The following is a 21107-nucleotide window of genomic DNA, read 5'->3' on the forward strand; positions in this document are numbered from 1 at the left end:
CACGGCCGGAAAGGAGCACATCATGTTCGGTCGGGCATCCCGCCTGCTCGGAATCGGCCTGGCGACGGCCTGTGCCGTCTCGCTGCTGACCGCCGCGGCGCCCAGCGCGGCACCACAGGACACCACCTGCGCGGTCAAGTCCAAGCCCGCGGGCAAGGTGCTCCAGGGCTACTGGGAGAACTGGGACGGCGCGGCCAACGGCGTCCACCCGCCGTTCGGCTGGACCAAGATCACCGACTCCCGTATCCGCGAGCACGGCTACAACGTGCTCAACGCCGCCTTCCCCGTCATCCGCTCGGACGGCACGGTCCTGTGGGAGGACGGCATGGACGCGACGGTGAAGGTCGCGACGCCGGCCGAGATGTGCGAGGCCAAGGCGGCGGGCCAGACGATCCTGATGTCCATCGGCGGCGCCGCCGCGGGCATCGACCTCAGCTCCAGCAAGGTCGCCGACCGGTTCGTCGAGACCGTCGTGCCGATCCTGAAGAAGTACAACTTCGACGGCATCGACATCGACATCGAGACCGGCCTCACCGGCAGCGGCAACATCAACACGCTGTCGGCCTCGCAGTCCAACCTGATCCGCATCATCGACGGCGTACTCGCCCAGATGCCGTCGAACTTCGGCCTGACGATGGCGCCGGAGACCGCGTACGTCACCGGGGGCAGCGTGACGTACGGGTCGATCTGGGGCGCCTATCTGCCCATCGTGAAGAAGTACGCGGACAACGGCCGCCTCTGGTGGCTGAACATGCAGTACTACAACGGCAGCATGTACGGCTGCTCCGGCGACGCGTACTCCGCCGGCACCGTCCAGGGCTTCACCAAGCAGACGGACTGCCTGGACAAGGGGCTGGTCATCCAGGGCACGACCATCAAGGTCCCCTACGACAAGCAGGTCCCGGGTCTGCCGGCGCAGCCGGGCGCGGGCGGCGGCTACATGTCGCCGGGCCTGGTGGGCCAGGCCTGGAACACCTACCGCGGCGGGCTGAAGGGCCTGATGACGTGGTCGCTGAACTGGGACGGCTCGAAGGCGTGGTCGTTCGGCAACAACGTCAAGGCGCTGCAGGGGCGCTGAGTCCGGCGGTCGAGCGGGTCCGGCCACCCGGCCGGACCCGCTCGCGCGCGGGCTCAGCCCTCGCCCTCCTGGGAAGGGTGCAGGCCCAGCATCTCCAGGAGCATCTTCAGCTCGTCGGCGTCGCGGGCCTGGCCGGCCAGGGTCAGCCGGGCCTGGCGCCGTACGGTGTCCGCCTCGTCGTCCGCGGGGACGGCCGGGTCGGTCTGGTTCTCGCTGCGCTGGTCTTCCTTAATCATCACCGCCATTGTCCCATCTGCCCCGCGCCCGTCGGCGCCCCGGGGCCCGGACCGGCGACGGGCCGGGCGGACCGGTCCCCCGCGGGGAATTCCTGAAAGCGTCTTCAGGAAATTCGGATTCCGCTGCCACAGCTTCCTCCGGGGCGCACCGGCCGCCGGGAATTCTGAAGATGCTTTCAGCTTCCGGAAAGCGCCGGGAAGTTTTTGACCGCGCCGCACATTACGTGCCATCATCTTTTTTGCTGCCGGTCGGCCGAGGCCGCCGCAGTCCTGTTCCGAAGAATTCGAGGAGGTGGTCGTTGTGCTGTACGGCGATCCTCCCAGTCCCGCCCGCCGCCGTTCCCGCTGACCGGGCCCAACGGCCCGCGGCATCTGTCTGCCGGGCTGGGCACCCGCGTGGCGACCTCCTCGCCACCGCGCCGGCCTGCCCGCACGAATTCTCTCGGGTACTTCCATGTCGAAACTCCGCCAATTCCCGTCCGGCGGCGCGATTCGCGCTGCCCGAATGCGCCCCGTGGACCTCCTCATTCTCTGCGGTGTCGTCGCGCTCTTCTATCTGGTGGCCCGCGTAGGGGCCTCGACCGACCAGCCTTTCCATCCCGAAAATCCCCCCACCGTCTCCACCGATCCCGAACGGCTGCCGTACTACGCGGCGCGTTCCGTTCTGCGGATGTTCGCCGGGCTGGTGCCCGCGGTGCTGTTCACCTTCGTGTTCGGCACGTGGGCCGCCCGGTCCCGGCGGGCGGCCAAGGTGATCGTCCCGGCGGTCGACATCCTGCAGTCCGTACCGGTCCTGACCTTCCTCGGCATCACCGTCACCGGCTTCGTCGCCCTGTTCCCGCACTCCACGCTGGGCCTGGAGTGCGCCTCGGTCTTCGCCGTCTTCACCGCGCTGGTGTGGAACATGGCGCTGGCCTTCTACCAGTCCCTGACCACCCAGCCCAGGGAGCTGGACGAGGCGGCCCGGCTGATGGGGCTGACCCGCTGGCAGCGGTTCTGGAAGCTGGACGTGCCCAGCGGCATGATCGCCCAGGTCTGGAACGGCATGATCAGTTTCGGTGCCGCCTGGTTCGCGCTCAGCGCGTCCGAGACGATCAGCGTCAACAACCGGGACAACGCCCTGCCCGGCATGGGCTCGTACGTCGCCCAGGCGCTGGACAACGGGGAGGGCGCCCGGGTCGCCCTGGCCGTCGTCGTCATGATCGTGACGGTGGTGTCGGTCAACTTCTTCTTCTGGCGGCCGCTGACGGCGTGGGCCGAGCGGTTCCGTACCGAGGAGTGCGAGATCGCCGAGCAGCCGCGCAGCTGGTTCCTGCAGCTGCTGCGCCGCTCCACGCTGCCCGGTCACCTGGCGCGGGCCCTGCGCCCGGCCGGTGAGCGGATCGACCGCGCCATGCGGGTGCTGGGCACCGGCGGCGGGCGGCTGCACCACGACGCCGTCCGTCGCAGGCGGGCCGATGTCGCGTTCTCCGTGCTGTACGCGGCGGCCGTCGCGGCGATCGTCTGGAAGGCGTTCTCCTACGTCCTGGCCCATGTGCCGCTGCCCGAGATCGGCCACGACGCCCTGCTCGCGCTGATCACCTACGGCCGGGTGCTGCTGCTGGTCGCCTTCTCCACCGTGGTGTGGGTGCCCATCGGCGCGTGGATCGGGATGAACCCGAAGGTCAACCGGTTCGCCCAGCCGGTCGTACAGGTGCTGGCCTCCTTCCCGACCAACTTCGTCTTCCCCCTCGCGGTCATCGTGCTGGGCGCCTCCGGCATCTCCCTGAACTGGGGATGCATCGCGCTGATGGCCCTGGGCGCCCAGTGGTACGTGCTGTTCAACGTCATCGCGGGTGCCGAGGCCATCCCCGGCGACCTGCGCGAGGCCGCCGCCGACCTGGGTCTGCGCGGCACCCTGCGCTGGCGCAAGCTGATCCTGCCGGCCGTCTTCCCCTCGTACGTCACCGGAGCGCTGACCGCGTCGGGCGGCGCCTGGAACGCCTCGATCCAGGCGGAGATCGTCAGTTACGGCACGACCACGCTCACCGCGCTCGGCATCGGCGCGTACATCCAGCAGGCGACCGCCGACGGCGACTTCGCCCGCAACTTCCTCGGCGCCGTCCTGATGAGCGTCTACGTCGTCGTCATCAACCGGCTGTTCTGGCGGCGGCTGTACCGCTTCGCGATGAAGCGCTGCGCCCTGTAGCGGGCAGGCCCCGGCCGCCCTCGCGCCCGTAGCCCGCGGGCGCCGCAACCACCCACGTCGTCCCGGCCCGCGGGGTCCGGTGTTCCGAGCCCGGAACGCCCGGCCCCGGGCCGCCGAAATCCCGGAGCACCACCATGAACACCTCCGTCATCAGCGTCCGCAACCTCCGCAAGGACTTCCCCGGCCCCTCCGGCGGCGTCCTGCCCGTCCTCGACGACATCACCTTCGACCTCTACGAAGGCGAGGTCATCGCGCTGCTGGGCAAGTCCGGCTCGGGCAAGTCCACCCTGCTGCGCCACATCGCCGGCCTGCTGGCACCCTCCGGCGGCACCGTCCACTACCGCGGGAAGCCGGTCGACGGCCCCAACCCCGGTTCCGCGATGCTGTTCCAGTCCTTCGCCCTGATGCCGTGGCTGACGGTGCAGCAGAACGTCGAACTCGGCCTCCAGGCCCGGGGCGTACGCGCCGCCGAGCGGCGGGGCCGGGCCCTGCGCGCCATCGACATGGTCGGTCTGGACGGCTTCGAGAACGCCTACCCCAAGGAGCTGTCCGGCGGGATGCGGCAGCGGGTGGGCTTCGCCCGCGCCCTCGTCGTCGAGCCGGACGTGCTGCTGATGGACGAGCCGTTCTCCGCCCTGGACGTCCTGACGGCGCAGACCCTCCGCAACGAGCTGCTGGAACTCCTCGCCCACCCCGACTCCCCCACCCGCACCGTCCTGCTGGTCACCCACTCCATCGAGGAGGCCGTCCAGCTCGCCGACCGGATTCTGGTGCTCGACACCGACCCGGGCCGTCTCAAGGCCGAGCTGCGGGTCGCTCTGCCGCAGCCCCGCAACCGCCACGACCACGGCTTCGAGTCCCTGGTCGAGGACGTCTACGAGGCGCTGACCGGCCGGCGCACCACGTCCGCGCCCGGCCTCGTCGAGCGGGACCCGCTGCGGGCCGCCGGGCCGCTGCCGAACGCCGATGTGGAGTCCCTGACCGGCCTGCTGGAGGTCCTGGACACCCGCGGCGGGGCCGTCGACCTGGCGGCGCTGGCCGACGCGCTGTCCTACGCGGTCGACGACCTGATGCCGCTGGTCGAGGCGGCACAGCTGCTCGGCTACGCGAAGGTCACCGCGAACCGGCTGAACCTGACGGTCACCGGCCGCGGCTTCGCGCGCGCCGACATCCTCCCCCGCAAGCACCTCTTCGCCGCGGCGGCGCTCGCCAACGTCCCGCTCATCGCCACCATCCGCACGCTGCTGCTGGCCTCCGGCAGCGGCCGGCTCCGCGAGCCGTACCTGATCGGCCGGCTCTGCGGCGGCATCCCGGAGCACGCGGCACACCGGCAGCTGGCGACCGCGGTCACCTGGGGCCGCTACGCCGAACTGTACGAGTACGACGCCGACGACCGCGTCCTGCTGCTCCCCGCCGAACACCGCCCCACGAACGCCGCCTAGAGCCGCGGCCCGGCCCCGCCCGGCGGGGGCTGCCGCCGGTGCACACCCAGCAGACCGTCCCCGAGGAGGATCACCGTGAACCAGCGCAAGACCTCAATAGGCCCGCGCGAAACCGCACCGGCCCCGCACGGCACCGTACCGACGACGCGAAGGTCCGCGTCAGGCCCGCCCGTACCTCCCGCGCACGCGGCGGAGGGCATCCGCGCCCTGCTCCTCGTGGCCGTCCTCCCGGCCCTGTTGCTGACCGCCGTCGCCCTGTCCCCGCCGGCCGCCACCCAGCTGATCGGCGCGGGACTGCTGGGGGCCGGCTGCACCGCGGTCGGGTTCGCCGTCGCGGGCTGGCGCTGCGTCTCGCGCCGTACGGACGGAAGGCATTGGTGAACCAGCGACGCGGCACGGGCGGCCTTCGTGTCGCCGTGCCGTCCCTTCTCCTCGCCGCCCTGCTCGCCTTCCCCGGAATGCTGCCCAACAGACCGGGGCATCTGGGCAGTCTGGCCGAGACCGCGCTGCCCTGGTTCGGCGCCGTGATCCCGGTCCTGCTCGGGTGGGCGGCGATGCGCCGCTCCGTGACGGGGGTGGTCGCCGCGCTGGTGCCCGCGGTGGTCTGGGCCGGTACGTTCCTGCCGGGCTACCTCCCCGGAGGGGGCGGTGCGCGGGCCGACTTCCACGTCCTGACCTTCAACGTCGGCGGCGACCGCACATCCCCCGCCGACGTCGCCCGGCAGGTGACCGGCACGGGCGCCGAGGTGGTGGCGCTGGAGAAGGTCCCCGCCGCCGCCATGCCCGCGTACGAACGGGCGCTCGGCGCGGCGTACCCCCACCGCGCGACGGCGAACACCCTCGGCCTGTGGTCCCGTTATCCGGTGGGCGAGGTGACCAACCTGAACCTGGGCGGCGCCTGGCCACACTCGATCCGGGCCCTCGTCCGCACGCCGGGCGGCGACACCGCCTTCTACGCCGTGCGCCTGCCGTCCGTACGGGTACGTGCCGACGAGGGCTTCACCATAGAGGCGCGGGACCGCAGCGCGGCCGAGCTGGCCCGCCGGGTGGGCGACGACCCGGCCGCGCGCGTCGTCCTGCTCGGCGACCTCAACGGCAGCCTGCGCGACCGCGGCCTGGCGCCGCTGACCCGGCAGCTGGCCTCCGCCCAGCGCGAGGCCGGGCGGGGGCCGGGCTTCTCCTGGCCCGCGGCGTTCCCGCTCGTGCGTATCGACCACGTCCTGGTACGCGGCCTGCGGGCCACCGGCTCGACCGTGCTGCCGGACCACCTCGGCAGCGACCACCGGCCGGTGCTGGCGGGCCTGCGCGGGGACGGTGGGGCGGGCACGGTGTGATGCCGCCGTGCCGGCGGGCCGCGTACCGGAACGGCCGATCGCCGGGTTTGTCCGGGCGGGCCGCCGGACACCCAGTGTGCGTACATCCAGCACGATCTCCAGGAGGTGTCCATGTCAGCGCAGGTCAGCGACGAGCTGTGGGACGAGTTCCACAGGGCCGTCAACATGTCCTCACGCGAGCTGCGGGAATGGCTGAGCGTCGAGGCCGCGGGCGAGGACAGCGAGGAAGTCCCCGACCGGGCCGGGCGGCCCCTCGGACGGCAGGTTCTGGAGACGCTGGGCAAGCGCCGCACCGACCTCACCGAGAGCGACACCGAGGCCATGACCCGCGTCGTCGAGATCGTCCGTGCCCAGCGGCCGGAGGGCACCGACCCCAAGGCGGGCGGCGCGGACTGGCGCCACGGCCTGATGGACATCGGCCACGACCCGCTGAAGGAGTGAGCACCCGGCCGTACGCGCCGCCGCCCGGAAGCGGCCGTCCCGCACCCGGGCCCGGCACCGTACCGGCCTCCCCGGCCGCCTCACCGCCGTAGGGCACGCGTGCGCAGGGCCAGCAGGGCCCCGAAGCGGAACCCGGGGTCGGCGAGCCGGCCGTCGAAGAGCGCGTCCAGCTGCCGCAGGCGTTTGCGTGCCGTCTGCGGGTGGATGCCGAGGGCCTGCGCGACCTCGGGTGCGGTGCGGCCCCACGACATGAGGAGCGCGTCGAGCGTCTCCGCCAGTCGGGCCGCCCGGCCCGGCGGCAGCCCGTCGAGCGCGCCGAGCACGCGGTCCCCCAGCAGGCGCCCGATGTGCGCGCCGCCGAGCAGGTGCACATCGGCCAGCCGGTCGCCGACGACCAGGAGGCCGCCGTCCGGCGCGCCCGTGTCCCGGTGGTGGTTCAGGGCCAGCCGTACGCAGACCAGGGACACCCAGGCGTCGTGCGGCGCGACGGCCGGCCCGAGCGCGGCGGTCCGGCCGCGGACCGCCGCCCGTATGTCCTCGATCCCGGCCGGGCCGCCGCTCCCCGGCTCCGGGAGGATCACCACGAGGTCCGCGCCGCGCGGCACCACCAGGGCGTCCGCGCCCGCTCCCGGCACGGTGCAGCGGCTGCCCGCCGCATCGCGTACGACGAGGCAGGCGACCTCCCGGGGCAGCGGCCAGCGGGCCCGCGCCGCGAGGGCTTCGAGCGGTTCGCGGGGCGTGCCGCGCGGCTGTTCCAGCAGCGCCTGCGTCAGGGCCCGCCGGCTGCGCTGCACCTCGCCCTCCGCGCGGGCCTGGGCGGCGACGAAGCCCCTGACCGCCTCGTTGGACAGGGCGTTGATGTGCGTCAGTACCGCTTCGTGCAGCGGCAGGACGATCTCGGTGGGCAGCGAGGCGGTGTGGGCGATCTCCGCATAGCGCCGGCTGCCGACCCGCGCGCCGACGCGGAACGCGGCCTGAAGCCCGTCCGTGGTGCGCCCGTTGAGGAACTCGACGCGCCCCAGGTGGCGGAAGTGCCGTACGTGGTGGTCCTGCGGGCTCTCCGGAGCCTCCGTCAGCTCCGCGAACTGCCGCATCGCCCGGCACACCGAGTCGACGAGGTCGCGCCCCATCGAGGAGTCGAGCGGGCGCCGGTAGGCGGGCACCTCCTGGCGGATGGCCTCGACCATGGCCGTCGCGATGCCGTCGATCCGAGGGCGGAGCAACGTGCCGAAGGACGAGGGAAGTTCGTGCCAGGGGCCGCGCGCGAACGTGTCACCCGGCGGATTGTGCATCGCGGGCCTCCTCCGGACCGTGGGCGACGGGACTCATGTCCCCGGGCCGGGATCGTGCCTCCTCCCGGCCCCGCCGGTCCAGCCTTGTGCGGGCCACGGGCGCCCCGTATGCGTTCCGCGCGCGGCCCGGCGCCGCTCCCCGGACCGCGCGCCCCGCTTGCCGGGGGCTCCGGGAGCTGACCCGGCGGTCCGCGGAAGTGTCACGCCCGTGACACCTTTCCTCTCGCCGCACCCGGCCCTCTGGCTTCACGGGCCGGAGGGAGCGAGCGTGGTCCCGACGTTACGCGCCGGTAGCTTCCCGGACACCACGCCGCGACACCGCGGTGCCGGGGCCCGGTCGGCGCCGTGACGTCCGCCCACGTGGCGTCCGTACCGGACCACGGCAAGACGAGAACAGCTGATGCGCAGCAACGGGACCATGCGCGCAAGATTCCGGCGACGACCGGTCGCGGCACTGACCGGACTGGCGGTGGCGGCCGGCCTGGGGCTGGCCGGAGCGACCGCGGCGCCGGCGGCGGCACGCCAGACGGCCGCAGCGCCGGCAGCCGCACCGGCCACCCCCGGCCTCTCGGCCGCTTCAGCCGCCTCGACCACTCCAACCCCCTCCACAACCACCGACCCCGTCGGCCCCCCACAGGGCAACTTCCTGTCCGCCTTCCTCTATTCGGTCACCAAGCCCACCGCCCTCCCCACCGGCGCCAACGACTGGTCGTGCAAGCCGGGCCGCGCGCACCCCCGCCCGATCGTCCTCGTCCACGGCACCTTCGAGAACCGGTACGCCAACTGGGCCGCCCTCTCCCCCAAGCTCAAGGACGCCGGCTACTGCGTCTTCGCCCTCAACTACGGAGGGACCAAGGGGCCCGTCCTGGCCACCGGCGACATCCCCACGTCGGCGGGAGAGCTCGCCGCGTTCGTCGACCGGGTGCGGGCGGCGACCGGAGCGGACAAGGTGGACATCGTCGGCCACTCGCAGGGCGGCATGATGCCGCGCCACTACATCAAGAACCTGGGCGGCGCGGCGAAGGTCGGCCGGCTCGTCGCCCTCGTCCCCTCCAACCACGGCACCTCGCTGATCGGCCTCGGTCTGCTGGCCCGGCTCGTCCCCGGCGCGGACGTCGTCCTCGGCGCGGCCTGCCCCGCCTGTGAGCAGCAGATCGTCGGCTCCCGCTTCCTGAAGGACCTCAACGCGGGCGGCGAAACCGATCCGGCCGTCGACTACACGGTGATCTCCACCTGGTACGACGAGGTCGTGACCCCGTACACCTCGGCGTTCCTGCCCGCGGCCCGCAACGTCACCAACGAGACCCTCCAGAGCCACTGCCTCGTCAACACCACCGCCCACATCAACATCACCTACGACCGCACAGCGACCCGCCTCGTCCTGAACGCCCTGGACCCGGCACACACCCAGCGCCCCACCTGCTGAGGCTCCACCCCGGCGGGCAGACACCACTCCCACCACCCGCCCGCCGGGGCCCCGACGGCCCCTTGGTCGGTGCACCGCGTGAATGCCGGCAGCAACTGTGGGCCCACTCCCGCATCGGGTGCACACTCGGACCGAGTGGCGCCGGCGCGTACTTCACGTCAGTCCACATCCGTCCCCCGTCGCAGCGACAGTCAACGCCTCTAGCGGACCGGGCAGACCGGGTCGGCGGTCGTAGCACAGCTCCACAGAGGACGGGGAACCGGACGACGCGGTGTGATGGATCATCGCGCCGTGCACGCCCTCGGTGCGCAGTGCCGCGAGGAACTGGTCCGCAGTCATGGGGAACGTCATGAGGACTCGCTTTCTCGCTGTGACTGCTTACTTGAGCAATGAACATTCCCCTGCGGGAAGTGATGGAAGCGTTGTCAGTGGCTCGCGATAGGTTGTGGGAACACGCGAAAGCACAGTTCCTGGGGGGGGACCTATGGCCGGTGACGGCTTTGACATAGACACGGACCAGCTCAAGTCCGCGGCCCCGCGATTCCACCGTGAAGCCGATGCGCTGACGAAGGCGACAGCAAAGCTCACGGGCTCGCTGGACGGTCTCGGTTCGCCGTGGGGGAATGACGAACAGGGGCAGAAGTTCCAGGACATGTACGCCCCACACCGGGAGCACATTGAAAAAGCCGCCCACGCCTTGGTCAAGGGACTGGAAAGTATTTCCAAGTCCATGAAGGACATGGCGGACAACCATGAGGAAGCCGACCGCTCCTCGTCCTCCGGCTTCGGCCATGGCGGTGCACGATGAGCGCCGCCGACAAGGCGAAGGAGATCGTCCAGGATCTGACCGGTATGTGGTGGCCGGAAGGGGACGAGGACGAGCTGCGGGAAGCCGCCCGAGCGTGGCGGACCTTCGCCGACGACGTGGAGGACGTCACCGCCGCCGCGCACAAACCTGCCCAGGATGTCATCGACAACAACAAGGGCCCGGGCATCGAGGCGTTCGGCGCGTTCTGGCGCAAGTACCACGGCGGCGGCAAGGGCTACCTGGACGACGTCGCCAGTGCCGCGCGGGACATGGCCAAGGCGCTGGACAAGTTCGCCGACGAGATCGCCACGGCCAAGAAGCAGATCGAGCACGCGCTGGAGATTGCGGGGGCAGTGCTGGTGGCCGGGACGGCGCTGGCGCTGTTCACCGGTGGCATCAGCGAGGTCGCGGCGGCCGGCGCCACGGAGGCCATCGTCGCCGCAGCCAGTACTGCCGGGGTCGCGGTGTCCGCGACCGTCGCCGAAATCGCGGGTACCGTCCTGGCCACGGCCGCCATCGGCAGCGTCGAGGCGATCACGGTGGACGTAGTCGTGGCCCAGGGCGGGCGCAACCTGCTCGGCGACCAGAAGGGCATCAACGCCGCCGAGATCAAGGACGCCGGCGTCTCCGGCCTGCTGATGGGCGGCGCCTTCGGCGGCACCGCACGCGGCGTCAAGGCGATCCGTGATGCGGGCGGCATCAAGAACGTGTTCGGCAATATGAAGCTGGACGGTCTGCGCAACTTCGAAATGACGCTGCCCGGCCTGGGCGGCCCGCGTATGGCGATGGCAGGAACCGGTGCCGTCGGGCCTACCGGGCGTCCGTTGATGCGAAGCGCTCAACACGGTGGAGGCGGAGGCGGAAGGCCTCCTCAGAAGCCGATCCCCTCGTACTGCAAGCCACCTGACAGCATGGGGCGGGCGACCGGCGTAGAGACGCGTATCAGCCCGGACATGCTGGACACCGGGACCAAGGCATCCAGACGGGTGAAGCCGCCGGGCTGGATCGGCGACACGGCCGGGCACACGCGCGGGCACCTGCTGGCGCGGTCGCTCGGAGGCGACGGCCGGGCGGAGGCCAACATCGTGATCATGTATGACAAGGCCAACAACGAAGTGATGGAAAAGCTGGAAGAGCGGATCTACGAGACCGTCAGTAAACGTGGTGATGTCGAGTACTCGGCGTCTCCCGTCTACGCCCGCCCTGACGACGTCATTCCTACGGGAGTTCATGTCAGGGCCGTGGGTCCCGGTTTGCACATCGACCAGACCATCATCAACAAGTAGGTAGGGCATGACTGATCTCGACACCTTGGCAGCATTTCCGGCAACAGGAGAACCCGGCCCGGTCCTGAACGACTGGGAGGAAGCCGAGACGGTTCTGGGCACCGCGTTCCCACCCGCCTTCAAGGCGTTTCTCACAGTTTTCGGGGGATCGAAGTTCGATGACTTCCTGCGTGTCTACCGGGCGGGCGCCGAGAACGAGCATGTGAACCTGGTAGCCATGACGCTTGCGGCACGGAAGACGATGGAGGATTCGCGACCTCACATCCGTGCCCTGCTGGAGGAGCGCGCGGTACAGCCCTCACAGCTGATCCGCTGGGGGGGCACCGACAACGCGGATATGTGCTTCCTGGTACCCCACACCGATCCGGACCGCTGGTCCGTGCTCACCGTCATCGGCCGCGGCAGGGAGTACGACCTCTACGAAGGACCGGTGGAGAGCTACCTGCTGAACGTCCTCCGTGGTGACCTCGTCAGTGACGTCTTCCCCGAAGACTTCCCCGACGAAGACCCGGGCTACGAGCGCAACCCCTGGATCTGACCGAGGACAGTAATACCGGTCCTGGTCCGCAGAGCCGCCCTGCCCGGTGCCGCTCGCGCCCGTGTCGTCCATCTCGTGGGTGTGGTTCAGCTCGTGCGTATGGGACTGGTTCTGGCCGCCGGTCGTGCCGCCGCCCGGAACGGCCGGCCGGTAACCGCTGGCGAGCGGAGTGGAGACCACGGCCGTCGGTCAACCGGTCACCCCGGCGGGCAGACACCGCTCCCACCGCCCGCCCGCCGGGGCCCCGACGGCCCCTTGGTCGGTGCACCGCGTGAATGCTGGCAGGATCGAGGCATGGCAGAACAGATCACAGCCGCGTGCGACGGGGCATCGAAAGGGAACCCCGGGCCCGCGGCCTGGGCGTGGGTCGTCGGGGACGCCGGGGGCACGGTGGAACGGTGGGAGGCCGGGCCGCTGGGGACCGCGACCAACAACGTGGCGGAACTGACCGCGCTGCGGGAGCTGTTGGCGGCCACCGACCCCGCCGTGCCGCTCCAGGTGCGAATGGACTCGCAGTACGCGATGAAGGCGGTCACCACCTGGCTGCCGGGCTGGCGGAAGAAGGGCTGGAAGACCGCGGCGGGCAAGCCGGTGGCCAACCGGGACCTGATCGTCGCGATCGACGGGCTGCTCGCCGGGCGGGCGGTGGAGTTCGTCTACGTACCGGCGCACCAGGTCGACGGCGATCCGCTGAACGCGGCGGCGGACGGCGCGGCCAGCGAGACCGCGCGCACCCAGCAGGCCATCGGCAGCGCCCTGGGCTCCGCTCTTCCGGCGCCGGAGCCCGCCGGTGCCGCGGCCGGTGGCGGGCGGGCGCGGCAGTCGGGCGCCGGGCGGGTGCCGTCCGCGCGGCAGGGCACGGGTGGCCGGGCGCGGGGGTCCGTCAAGGCGCGGTTCCCCGGCCAGTGCCGCTGCGGGCAGTCGTACGGCAAGGGCGAGACGATCGCGAAGAACCCGGACGGATGGGGTCACCCCGCGTGCGCGGCGGGGGCCGGGGCGGCCGGGTAGCAGCCGTGTGCGTCGCCTCGCGGGCCGGCCGCGGGGCGACGCCGGGACGATGCCGGGACGACGGCCCGTAAAGGAGAATTGCGCGTGCACCGACGCTTTGTCGTATCGACACCGCCTCTCCCCTCCGCACCCCCATTCGCATATTGAATTTCTATCCTATTTTTTGACAAAAACGATTCAGCATCAGCACTGCCCCGCTCTCAGTACCTCGTACGGGTGAACTACCAGCCTGATCACGCTGACGTACTCCACCATGACGGCCCATCAGTGGAATCCTTTTTGCTGTGATCAGGGAGCTGCCATTCGGGGAGCCCCGTAACTCTGCGACCACCGCCCCCTGCCCAGCACCCGCGCGGCGCCGTGCGTCGGCACCGCGCCGTGCGCGAAGGTCCGGGGGCGGAATTGCGGAAAGAGTGGCTGGTAGAATTGAAGTTTTCTCGGTGTACAGCTCTGGTGGCCGCTGTGGGGTCGTTGGCAGCCGTTCTCACGGTCGGCGCCCCGGCGGCGACGTCGCAGGAGCCACCGCCGGCCGCCGCGGACTCGTCGCGCTACGCGCGCGAGGGTGAGCAGCAGGCCTTCCGTCACGAACAGATTCCGCAGCGCGCCATGCCCGGCGGCAGGTCCAAGGGGCTCATCACACCTATCGGCCACCAGGGGTTCCAGCTCCGTTACGACGGTTCGGACCGCGGGCGCGTCCTCGCCCTCGAACGGCGCTTCCGGCAGCTGCGGCCGGTCGGTCTCACGTCCTGGCTGAACACCCGCGCGCATTCGGCGGCGCAGCTGTCGCGCTGCCCCACCAGAGTGCCGCTCGGCGGTGCGGACGGGTTCTGCTGGCAGCGCGGGTCGTCGGACGACCTGGGCTGGGCGTACGTTCCGCAAGGGCTGACGGGGTCCGGCGAGGCCGAGCCGCGCACCGGCCGCTGGCAGGGGCGGAGCATCGTCGCCGCGAGCTGGGCGTCCAGCTACGACCACCCCAGCGCCCCGCGCAGCAGGAACAACCGCCCCTGGCGCGGCGCCAAAGAGGTCGACCACTTCATGAAGGTGTCCTTCACGGACGTCACCGACCGCGGGCGGCCGCGGTACCGCAGCGCCCTGCTCGTCACCCCGCAGAACAGGGGATTCGCCGCGCTGAAGGGGCACGGCGACACCCTGTCCTGGTACGGCCCCTACCTGTTCCTCTACAGCAGCGAGCGGCTCCGCGTCTTCGACGTACGCCACCTGTGGGCCACCACCGCGTCCTCGGCGCGCGTGGGCGTGCACCGCGGCTCGGTGAGCGCGAGCTGGCAGTCGGCGGCGCTGCCGCAGGTCGCCCAGTACTCCTTCGTCGGTCGCAACGGGTGCGGCAGCAGGCCGGGCGAGACGCCGTGCTTCAGCGGCGCGTCCATCGACCACGGCTCGTCGTTCGCGCCGTCGCTGGTGACCGTCGAGACCTCCTCGCCGACCTCCCGTGTGGTGCGGTGGCCGCTCAGCACGGCGTCCCACCTCCTGCAGACCGGTGAACGCGGCCTGGTGCGGGCCACGGCCGGATACCGCGTCCCGCTGGCCGGTCCGCAGGGCGTCGTCCAGCATGACGGACGGTTCTACTTCAGCGCGATGTGCCCGGACGCCCGCCGGGTGTTCGGTGAGCCCTACTGCCTCTACCAGGGCGACTCCGGCGGTCCCGTGCGGGTGTGGAGCCGTACTCCGGCAGCCGCCGAGAACCTCTCGTACTGGCCCGCCACCGAACAGCTCTGGGTCTCCAACGAGTCCCCGTACCGCAAGTACGTCCGTCCCCGTCCCGAACTGAACGGCCGCGTCGTCTACAGCGTCTCCCTCGACGACTGACGCCCGCCGGAAGGCCCTCCGCGTGGTCGGTGCTCCGCGCGGAGGGCCTCCTCCTGTCCGCGGCCACGGCCGCGGCGGGCCGGGCGGAGCTCGCCCGGCGTCCGTCCGTAGTGTTCGCGGAAGACCCGGGTGAAGTGCGGCTGGCTGGCGAAGCCCCAGCGGTGGGCGATGTCCGCGACCGTCAGCCGCGCGGACGCGGGGTCGGCCAGCTGCTGACGGGCCCGCGCCAGACGGCGTTCGAGGATGTGGCGGGAGGGGCTCAGGCCCGCCTGCCGGAAGACGCGGCTCAGCTGGCGCGTGGAGATGCCGAGGGCGTCCGCGACCTGTTCGGCGCAGAGCCGGGGGTCGGACAGGTGCCGGTCGATGTGTTCCTCGGCGAGCTGCAGCCGGGCGTCCCGGCCCTCGGGGCCGTCCCCTCCGCCGCGTACGGCCAGGCAGTGCACCAGGTCCAGTACGGTGCGCTCGGCCGCCGCCGCGTCGCCGGGGACTCGGGGGCCACATCGGTCATGGAGGTCCCGTCCATCACTGGGGTCACACTGGCCGCGCCCGCGGTCACGCCCGTCGAACCGGTCGAACCAGCCGGACAGTACGGATTCGAGGCGGCGCAGGGCCGTCGCCTCGGCCGTCGCCCCACGGCTGAAGACCATCGGCGCGGGCAATCCGCCGGGCAGGCACCGCTCGGCGAACACCTCGCGGGGGATGTCCACCAACAGCTGGCGCATCGCGGTGGGGAATCCCAGCAGGTAGGAGCGGCGGGTGTCGTACAGGACCAGGTCGCCGGCGCCGAGGGTGAAGCAGCCGCCGCTGTGGAGGAACACCGCCTGGCCGGAGACCAGCAGCGTGGCGAAGACCGAGTCCTTGGGGGACGTCCGGCACGTCTGGGGGCTGCGTTCGATGACGTGCTCGTTGCCCGCGATGTCGGCGAGCCGCAGGCCGCCGAGACCGGCGTTGGCCTGCGTGGCCAGCAGGCCGTCCTCGGAGTACGGGGAGCACCGCAGTCCGACCAGGGCCCGCCGGTTGTAGTCCTCCCACAAGTCCACCCGGTCCGCCGGGGCGACGGACCGGGTCGACATACGGGAGTAGACGGCGGCGGGATGTGCGGGCAACTCCGCCTCCTTGCCGTGAGCGTGTGTCCGATGGCGCCGTGCGCGGCGGGACGGCGCGCCCCGCCGGAGGCGCAGCCTACTCCGGGGCGGCGCGCCCGGACACGGCTCCGGACGGACTGGTCTCCTGCCCCGGGGCCGCGAGGATCTTGATGTCCTCTCCCGTGCCCTCCAGGAGGGCCGCGAAGCCCTGGTCGACGACCGCTTCCAGCGGGATGACCGAGGTGACCACCGGCGTGAGGTCGAGGCCGTCCTCCCGGACCAGCCGGATCAGTTCGGGGTACGTGTCGCGGTAGCCGACGCTGGCGACGATCGACTGTTCGTTGTTGACCAGCGCGAGGGCGTCGAAGGCGAGCTGCCCGGTCAGGCCGATCAGGACGGTCCGGCCGCCGCGCCGGGTCGCCGCGAGGCAGGTGTCCAGGGCGGTCTGGGACCCGACGGCCTCGAAGGCCGCGTCGACGCCCTCGGTACCGGCCAGCCGGCGGAGGTGTGCTCCGGTGCGGGCGCCGGGCCGGTCCCGGTGGGCGTCCGCCGGTGTGCCGTGGCGGGCGTCGCCTCGCGCGTCCACGAGGTCGGTGGCGCCCAGCCGGGCGGCGAGGGCGAGCCGGGCGGGCCGGACATCGGCCGCGATGATCCGTCGTACTCCGCGCCGGGCCGCGAGCAGTACGGTCAGCAGCCCCACCGGCCCGAGGCCGACGACCGCCGCGCTGCGGATGTCCCCCGCGCGCCGCAGCGCGTGCAGGGCCACCGACGCCGGTTCGAAGAGCGCCGCCTGTTCGAGGGAGACGTCCGGCGGCAGCCGGTGGGCCATGTAGGACGGGACGACGGCGTACTCGGCCAGCCCGCCGTCGCCCATCAGCCCGGCGAAGCCGAAGTGCCGGCAGATGTTGTACTCGCCGGCGCGGCAGCGGGGACATGTGCCGCAGCGGTAGTGCGGTTCGACGGCCACCCGGTCGCCGACCGCCGGGCCGCCCGCGGCCGACGCCTCCCCCGCTGGTCCTGCGACGTCCTCGGCTCCCCCGGTGCCCACGGCCGCGACCGTGCCGCAGAACTCGTGCCCGAGGACGAGCGGCGCCCGCGCGCCCGACGCCGGGTGCGGCGCGCCGGTGGGGACGGCGTGCGGCCCGTCGGCGTATTCGTGCAGGTCGCTGCCGCAGATTCCGCAGTAGGCGACCTGGAGGAGCAGTTCGCCCGGGCCGGGTACGGGGACGGCGCGCTCGGTGACCCGTACGTCCCGGGGGCCGTACCAGACCACTGCTTTCACACAGGCCTCCAAGAGCCGGGAAGGGGGGTCTCGCGAGCGGCGGCCGTCGGCTCCCCGGACCGCCACCGGCTTTCCGGGGCCGTCGGCTCAGCGGAACAGTCCGTTCACGTAGTCCGCGCCGATGCCGACCCGTTCGTAGTGGGCGCGGCACAGCTCGATGTAGTCGTGGACGTCGAAGTAGCCGGTGGGCTCGCCGCTCTCGTCGAGCCAGATGAGCGGGCCCTTGACGATGAACAGGGTCTTCATCGGCTCGCCGCTCTCGTACGCGACCAGGGTGTGGCCCTCGCCCGGCGCCTCGTACACGAAGTCACCGGCCGTCGCGGTCCAGGGCCGCTCCAGGTAGCCCCACTTGCCCGAGATGGTGTACGCGAACACCTCGTGCGGGTGGTAATGCCGGTTGACCAGCCCGGCTTCGTCGGCGCGCAGGATGTCGGACCAGGAGTTGTCCTTGACGTTGATCCACAGGGGGCGGGAGCCCACGGTCTCGGTGAAGGGGGCGTAGTAGCGGTCGTCGTCGGTGGCGGCGCCGGGGATGTGCACCTCCGGCAGGGCGTCCGGTTTGAAGGAGTTCTCGATGGGCCTGAGGTGCTTCCAGAACTCGTCGGCTGCCTGCTCGGGCATGGCGTGCTCCGTATTCCGTCCGGTCGTCTCGGGTGGGTGGCCGGAAGTCAACCCGGGATCGGCCGCGCTGTCTTTCCCGGGACGGACACGTCCTTTGCCTGTTGCCGCCGTCGCCGTCGGCACCGGTGAGGCTGAAGGGCGGACCCGGTCACAGCGAACGGGTGGTTGTAGGCCTCGGGGCGCCGTCCGCGGGCAGACGGTTAACGGAGGGGGTACAGAACGCCGCCGACGACGATGGGTTTGGCATGAGCGAATACGAGCGTTCCCGCACGATGCCCGCACTGCCTGAGCATGTGTTCGACCAGGCGGGCACCGTCGGGCAACTCGACAGCTGGATGCCCCGGGGACTGCACGTACGGGCGGAGGAACTGCCGGCCGTGACCGTGCACGAGGACCGTACGGGCGAGGACGAGCCCGGTCTCTTCCGCGCCGAGCGGGACCAGATGCGGCTGGAGTGGGGCACCCGGGACACCGGCGACTACGCCGGCTGGCTCCAGGTCTCCGGCATCGGCAGCGGCGCCAGCGAGGTGACGGTCCACCTGTCCTTCTTCGACGAGCGGCACGATCCCGGCGCCGACGCGGTCGCCGACGAGCTGGACCGCAGCCTGGAGCGCCTGGACGAGCTGGTACGGCTGCGCATCGACGACGGCGGCGCCGGCTGACGCGGGTGGGCCGGGGGCGCGGGAGGGCACCGCGTCCACGGCCGGACGCGGTGCCGTACGCCTGCCGCCCTCGGCGGCCGGGCCGCGCACCTCCGTACGCGGCCGGTCCTCAGCGCTTGAGCTGGAAGGTCTCGCCCCGGTGTGCGCCGGTGGAGCAGGACGCCTTCTCGGAGGCCGTCATCGTGCGGGTCTTGACGACGACCGCGTTGCTGACGCCGTCCGTACCGTTGGTGGCGGGGCCGGTGACGGTGTCCGGGACGAACCAGTAGTAGTGCCCCCACTTGGGGCTGTCGTAGTGGGTCTGCCAGGTGCCCGAGACGGTCTGCATCACCTGGGCGCGCGAGATCCAGCCCACCTCGCCGGGCTGGACCGTCATGTTCAGCGAGCTGTTCTCGGTGTGCGAGCTCGACCAGGTGTGGCTGTACGTCGCGGTGACGCTCAGGTCGATGATGCCCGCCAGCTTCCCGCCGGCGGTGACGGAGACGCCGGCCGAGTCGCTGGAGCCCACCGTGTCCGACCAGCCCATCGACTGGGTGGCGGGGGACGTGGTGCAGTTGTAGAGCGAGTTGGACACCTGCCGGAAGTCGCCCAGGTACGCCTTGCCGAGCACCGGCTCGTTGAAGGTGCACTTGCCTTCGCCGGAGGCGCAGTCGGCTATGAGCTGCTTGCGGTCCGGGCCGTCGGCCGCCGCTGCGGGCACGGTCATCGCCGCGGCCAGGCCCACGGCGGTCGCCGCGAGCACCAGTGCGCGCCCTCCGTATCGCACGGTGCGGTTCTTCGTCATGTTGCTGGTTCCTGCCTCTCGCCTTGCCTCGTGGACGCGGCAGGTCGTGGGCCCGTCAACCGGCCTGCGACCGCCGCCTGTTGCCTGAGAGGCTGGTGTAAATAGAGACTCAATAACACCAAGTGACGGTAAAGTTGTAGTTGATTCAAGAACGTCCCGATTGGTCTGGATCAATGGGCGCACCGGGCCCTCGGTACGGCCGGGACCTCCGACGCAGACCCAACGGCCGACCACACGGCCGATCACACGGCCGACCGCGCCCGCTATCGTCCACCACACCCCCGCCGACCAGCGGCGGGCTGCACCGCACGAGCCCTTCACCTCTCAGGAGACGGACGATCCCCATGCGCGTCATCGCCTTCGACCACCTGGTCCTCAACGTCGCGGACGCCGAGCGCGCCCTCGGCTTCTACTGCGGCCCGCTCGGCCTCGAACCGGTGCGCGTCGAGGAGTGGCGCGCGGGCGAGGTCCCGTTCCCGTCCGTACGCGTCAGTCCGTCGACGATCATCGACCTCGTCGAAGGCGAACGCGGCGGGTCCAACGTCGACCACATCTGCCTGACCGTCGAACCGCTGGACTGGCAGCAGGTCGTCGACTCCGGCGCCTTCACGGTCGTCGACGGCCCCGGCCGGCGGTACGGCGCCCGGGGCGACGCGCAGTCCCTGTACGTGCTGGACCCGGACGGCAACACCGTCGAACTGCGCTGGTACCCGCAGGACGCGGAGGGCTACACGGGCGACTAGGCCCCGGCCCGGCTCTTCGGATTTTCCTCGGCGTCCTCGCGCCGCATCCCCGCGTTAGCCGGGTGTTAGCAGAGCGGCAGCCGCGCGACAGCGCCCCGGACCAGAGTGGGCGTCGTACCGAGATCACGACACCGACTACCCCCGGGGAAACCGAAATGAGCTCCAGCGCCACGGTCCGCACCACTCGTCGCCGCACCCTGCGCGTTGCCGCCGCGGCCCTGATCGCGGCCGCAGGTCTGTCCCTGACCGCCTGTTCCGGCTCGGACGCCGCCGGTACGAAGCCCGCGGGCGGGACGGACAAGGGCGTGGCCGCGTCGTCCGACGGCGGGGGCTCCTCCGCCGGAGCGCAGGGCGCCGACGCCCCGTCGGGCCCCGGCGCCGAGGGCGGCACCAAGGCGAGTGCCACGGGCAAGCAGTCGGGCGGCTCGCACTCCACGGCGTCCAAGGGCGCGTCCCCGGTCCGCACCGAGCCCCTGGCGGACGGCGTCAGCAAGGCCGAGATCACCCGGCTCGGCGACCAGCGCTACCGCGCCAGGATCGTCGCCCGTGGGGACGTCCTGGCCACGCTGGAGACGAACGGTCACGACGCCGGGCTCGACGCCAACGACATGTTCATCGTGCTCACGCTGGACGGCAAGGTCCGTTCCTGGACGGGCGGCGGGCACCAGGGACCGGGCACGTTCAAGCTGGCGGGCGGCTGGACGGCCAAGGTCACGAAGATCGGCGAACTCCGGTACCGCGCACAGATCCTCGGCAGGGGCGGCGCGGTGTACGGCACGCTGGAGACGAACCGGCACGACGTCGGGACCATCGCCAACGGCATCCCCATCGTGCTCAGCAACGGCGGTGTGATCAGCGCCGGTGAGTAGCCTCGGCTGGTGATTCGGCGGCGGTTCCCCGCTCCCGTTGAGTTCCGCGGTTGTTCAGAAGAAATGGGCCGGGGGGGGGGGGGGGGGGGGTTACGCCGGGGCCCCCCCCCCCCCACGGGGGTTTGGGCGGTAGCGGGCCGTTTATAGGAGGGGTTTGGAG

21 protein-coding genes are annotated in these 21107 nt (G+C 71.7%); 15 read left to right on the top strand and 6 right to left on the bottom strand.

The genetic code is table 11. The features are described from left to right. Nucleotides 1-22: 22 nt before the first annotated feature. Nucleotides 23-1078: a chitinase gene (locus ACFV57_RS29025; RefSeq protein ID WP_385238293.1), complete on the top strand. Its 1056-nt coding sequence runs from the start codon at nt 23-25 to the stop codon at nt 1076-1078. A 53-nt stretch (nt 1079-1131) separates the two neighbouring features. Here ACFV57_RS29025 and ACFV57_RS29030 read toward each other — a convergent pair whose 3' ends face one another. Then, nucleotides 1132-1314 carry a hypothetical protein gene (locus tag ACFV57_RS29030; protein ID WP_385238294.1) on the bottom strand — a complete coding sequence of 61 codons (183 nt, stop codon included), beginning with the start codon at nt 1312-1314 and terminating at the stop codon, nt 1132-1134. Between the two features lie 505 nt (nt 1315-1819). Between ACFV57_RS29030 and ACFV57_RS29035 the strand changes: the two genes are divergently transcribed. From ACFV57_RS29035 to ACFV57_RS29055, 5 genes are all read left to right on the top strand, one after another. Next, entirely contained in the window at nt 1820-3502 is a 1683-nt protein-coding gene (locus ACFV57_RS29035; protein ID WP_385238296.1) for an ABC transporter permease, read from the top strand. Nucleotides 3503-3636: 134 nt separating this feature from the next. Then, nucleotides 3637-4944, top strand: coding sequence for a nitrate/sulfonate/bicarbonate ABC transporter ATP-binding protein (locus ACFV57_RS29040; RefSeq protein ID WP_385238297.1), 1308 nt, complete (start codon nt 3637-3639; stop codon nt 4942-4944). 75 nt (nt 4945-5019) lie between these two features. Continuing rightward, nucleotides 5020-5325 (top strand): hypothetical protein, encoded by a 306-nt coding sequence (locus tag ACFV57_RS29045; RefSeq protein WP_385238299.1) that lies wholly within the window; start codon nt 5020-5022, stop codon nt 5323-5325. Further along, nucleotides 5322-6278 carry an endonuclease/exonuclease/phosphatase family protein gene (locus ACFV57_RS29050; RefSeq protein ID WP_385238300.1) on the top strand — a complete coding sequence of 319 codons (957 nt, stop codon included), beginning with the start codon at nt 5322-5324 and terminating at the stop codon, nt 6276-6278. The genes ACFV57_RS29045 and ACFV57_RS29050 overlap by 4 nt, the downstream gene beginning before the upstream one ends. 111 nt (nt 6279-6389) lie before the next feature. Then, nucleotides 6390-6719 (top strand): DUF3140 domain-containing protein, encoded by a 330-nt coding sequence (locus ACFV57_RS29055; protein ID WP_385238302.1) that lies wholly within the window; start codon nt 6390-6392, stop codon nt 6717-6719. 80 nt (nt 6720-6799) lie between these two features. Here ACFV57_RS29055 and ACFV57_RS29060 read toward each other — a convergent pair whose 3' ends face one another. Continuing rightward, on the bottom strand, nt 6800-8011 hold the full coding sequence (locus ACFV57_RS29060; RefSeq protein WP_385238303.1) for a helix-turn-helix domain-containing protein: 1212 nt from the start codon (nt 8009-8011) through the stop codon (nt 6800-6802). 418 nt (nt 8012-8429) lie between these two features. Between ACFV57_RS29060 and ACFV57_RS29065 the strand changes: the two genes are divergently transcribed. The 6 genes from ACFV57_RS29065 (at nt 8430) to ACFV57_RS29090 (ending at nt 14901) form a co-directional block, all read left to right on the top strand. Next, the gene (locus tag ACFV57_RS29065) at nt 8430-9437 is read left to right on the top strand and encodes an esterase/lipase family protein (protein ID WP_385238305.1); all 1008 of its coding nucleotides are present in this window, start codon (nt 8430-8432) and stop codon (nt 9435-9437) included. A gap of 484 nt (nt 9438-9921) precedes the next feature. Continuing rightward, nucleotides 9922-10245, top strand: a complete 324-nt coding sequence (locus ACFV57_RS29070; RefSeq protein WP_385238306.1) for a WXG100 family type VII secretion target — start codon at nt 9922-9924, stop codon at nt 10243-10245. Then, the gene (locus ACFV57_RS29075) at nt 10242-11531 is read left to right on the top strand and encodes a DNA/RNA non-specific endonuclease (protein WP_385238308.1); all 1290 of its coding nucleotides are present in this window, start codon (nt 10242-10244) and stop codon (nt 11529-11531) included. Before ACFV57_RS29070 ends, ACFV57_RS29075 begins: the two co-directional genes overlap by 4 nt. Nucleotides 11532-11538: 7 nt before the next feature. Next, on the top strand, nt 11539-12069 hold the full coding sequence (locus tag ACFV57_RS29080) for a hypothetical protein (protein WP_385238309.1): 531 nt from the start codon (nt 11539-11541) through the stop codon (nt 12067-12069). 294 nt (nt 12070-12363) lie between these two features. Further along, a complete protein-coding gene (locus ACFV57_RS29085) occupies nt 12364-13077 on the top strand; it encodes a ribonuclease H (RefSeq protein ID WP_385238311.1) in 714 nt (237 codons plus the stop codon). Between the two features lie 471 nt (nt 13078-13548). Then, nucleotides 13549-14901: a hypothetical protein gene (locus ACFV57_RS29090; protein ID WP_385238312.1), complete on the top strand. Its 1353-nt coding sequence runs from the start codon at nt 13549-13551 to the stop codon at nt 14899-14901. Here ACFV57_RS29090 and ACFV57_RS29095 read toward each other — a convergent pair. The 3 genes from ACFV57_RS29095 to ACFV57_RS29105 form a co-directional block, all read right to left on the bottom strand. Continuing rightward, nucleotides 14877-16007, bottom strand: coding sequence for a helix-turn-helix domain-containing protein (locus ACFV57_RS29095; RefSeq protein ID WP_385238314.1), 1131 nt, complete (start codon nt 16005-16007; stop codon nt 14877-14879). The genes ACFV57_RS29090 and ACFV57_RS29095 overlap by 25 nt on opposite strands. A 76-nt stretch (nt 16008-16083) precedes the next feature. Beyond that, nucleotides 16084-17268, bottom strand: a complete 1185-nt coding sequence (locus ACFV57_RS29100) for a 2,3-butanediol dehydrogenase (RefSeq protein WP_385238315.1) — start codon at nt 17266-17268, stop codon at nt 16084-16086. Between the two features lie 87 nt (nt 17269-17355). Beyond that, entirely contained in the window at nt 17356-17889 is a 534-nt protein-coding gene (locus tag ACFV57_RS29105) for a 2,4'-dihydroxyacetophenone dioxygenase family protein (RefSeq protein ID WP_385238317.1), read from the bottom strand. A gap of 245 nt (nt 17890-18134) precedes the next feature. Between ACFV57_RS29105 and ACFV57_RS29110 the strand changes: the two genes are divergently transcribed. Further along, a complete protein-coding gene (locus ACFV57_RS29110; protein WP_385238318.1) occupies nt 18135-18551 on the top strand; it encodes an SRPBCC family protein in 417 nt (138 codons plus the stop codon). A 109-nt stretch (nt 18552-18660) separates the two neighbouring features. Here ACFV57_RS29110 and ACFV57_RS29115 read toward each other — a convergent pair whose 3' ends face one another. Further along, the gene (locus tag ACFV57_RS29115) at nt 18661-19335 is read right to left on the bottom strand and encodes a hypothetical protein (protein ID WP_385238319.1); all 675 of its coding nucleotides are present in this window, start codon (nt 19333-19335) and stop codon (nt 18661-18663) included. A gap of 344 nt (nt 19336-19679) precedes the next feature. Here ACFV57_RS29115 and ACFV57_RS29120 point away from each other — a divergent pair, with 344 nt between their 5' ends. Both ACFV57_RS29120 and ACFV57_RS29125 read left to right on the top strand, forming a co-directional pair. Next, nucleotides 19680-20078: a VOC family protein gene (locus tag ACFV57_RS29120; RefSeq protein ID WP_385238321.1), complete on the top strand. Its 399-nt coding sequence runs from the start codon at nt 19680-19682 to the stop codon at nt 20076-20078. A gap of 155 nt (nt 20079-20233) precedes the next feature. Continuing rightward, nucleotides 20234-20947, top strand: coding sequence for a hypothetical protein (locus ACFV57_RS29125; RefSeq protein WP_385238322.1), 714 nt, complete (start codon nt 20234-20236; stop codon nt 20945-20947). Nucleotides 20948-21107: the final 160 nt, after the last annotated feature.

The organism is Streptomyces sp. NPDC059788 (genome assembly GCF_042732265.1).
Lineage (GTDB): Bacteria > Actinomycetota > Actinomycetes > Streptomycetales > Streptomycetaceae > Streptomyces.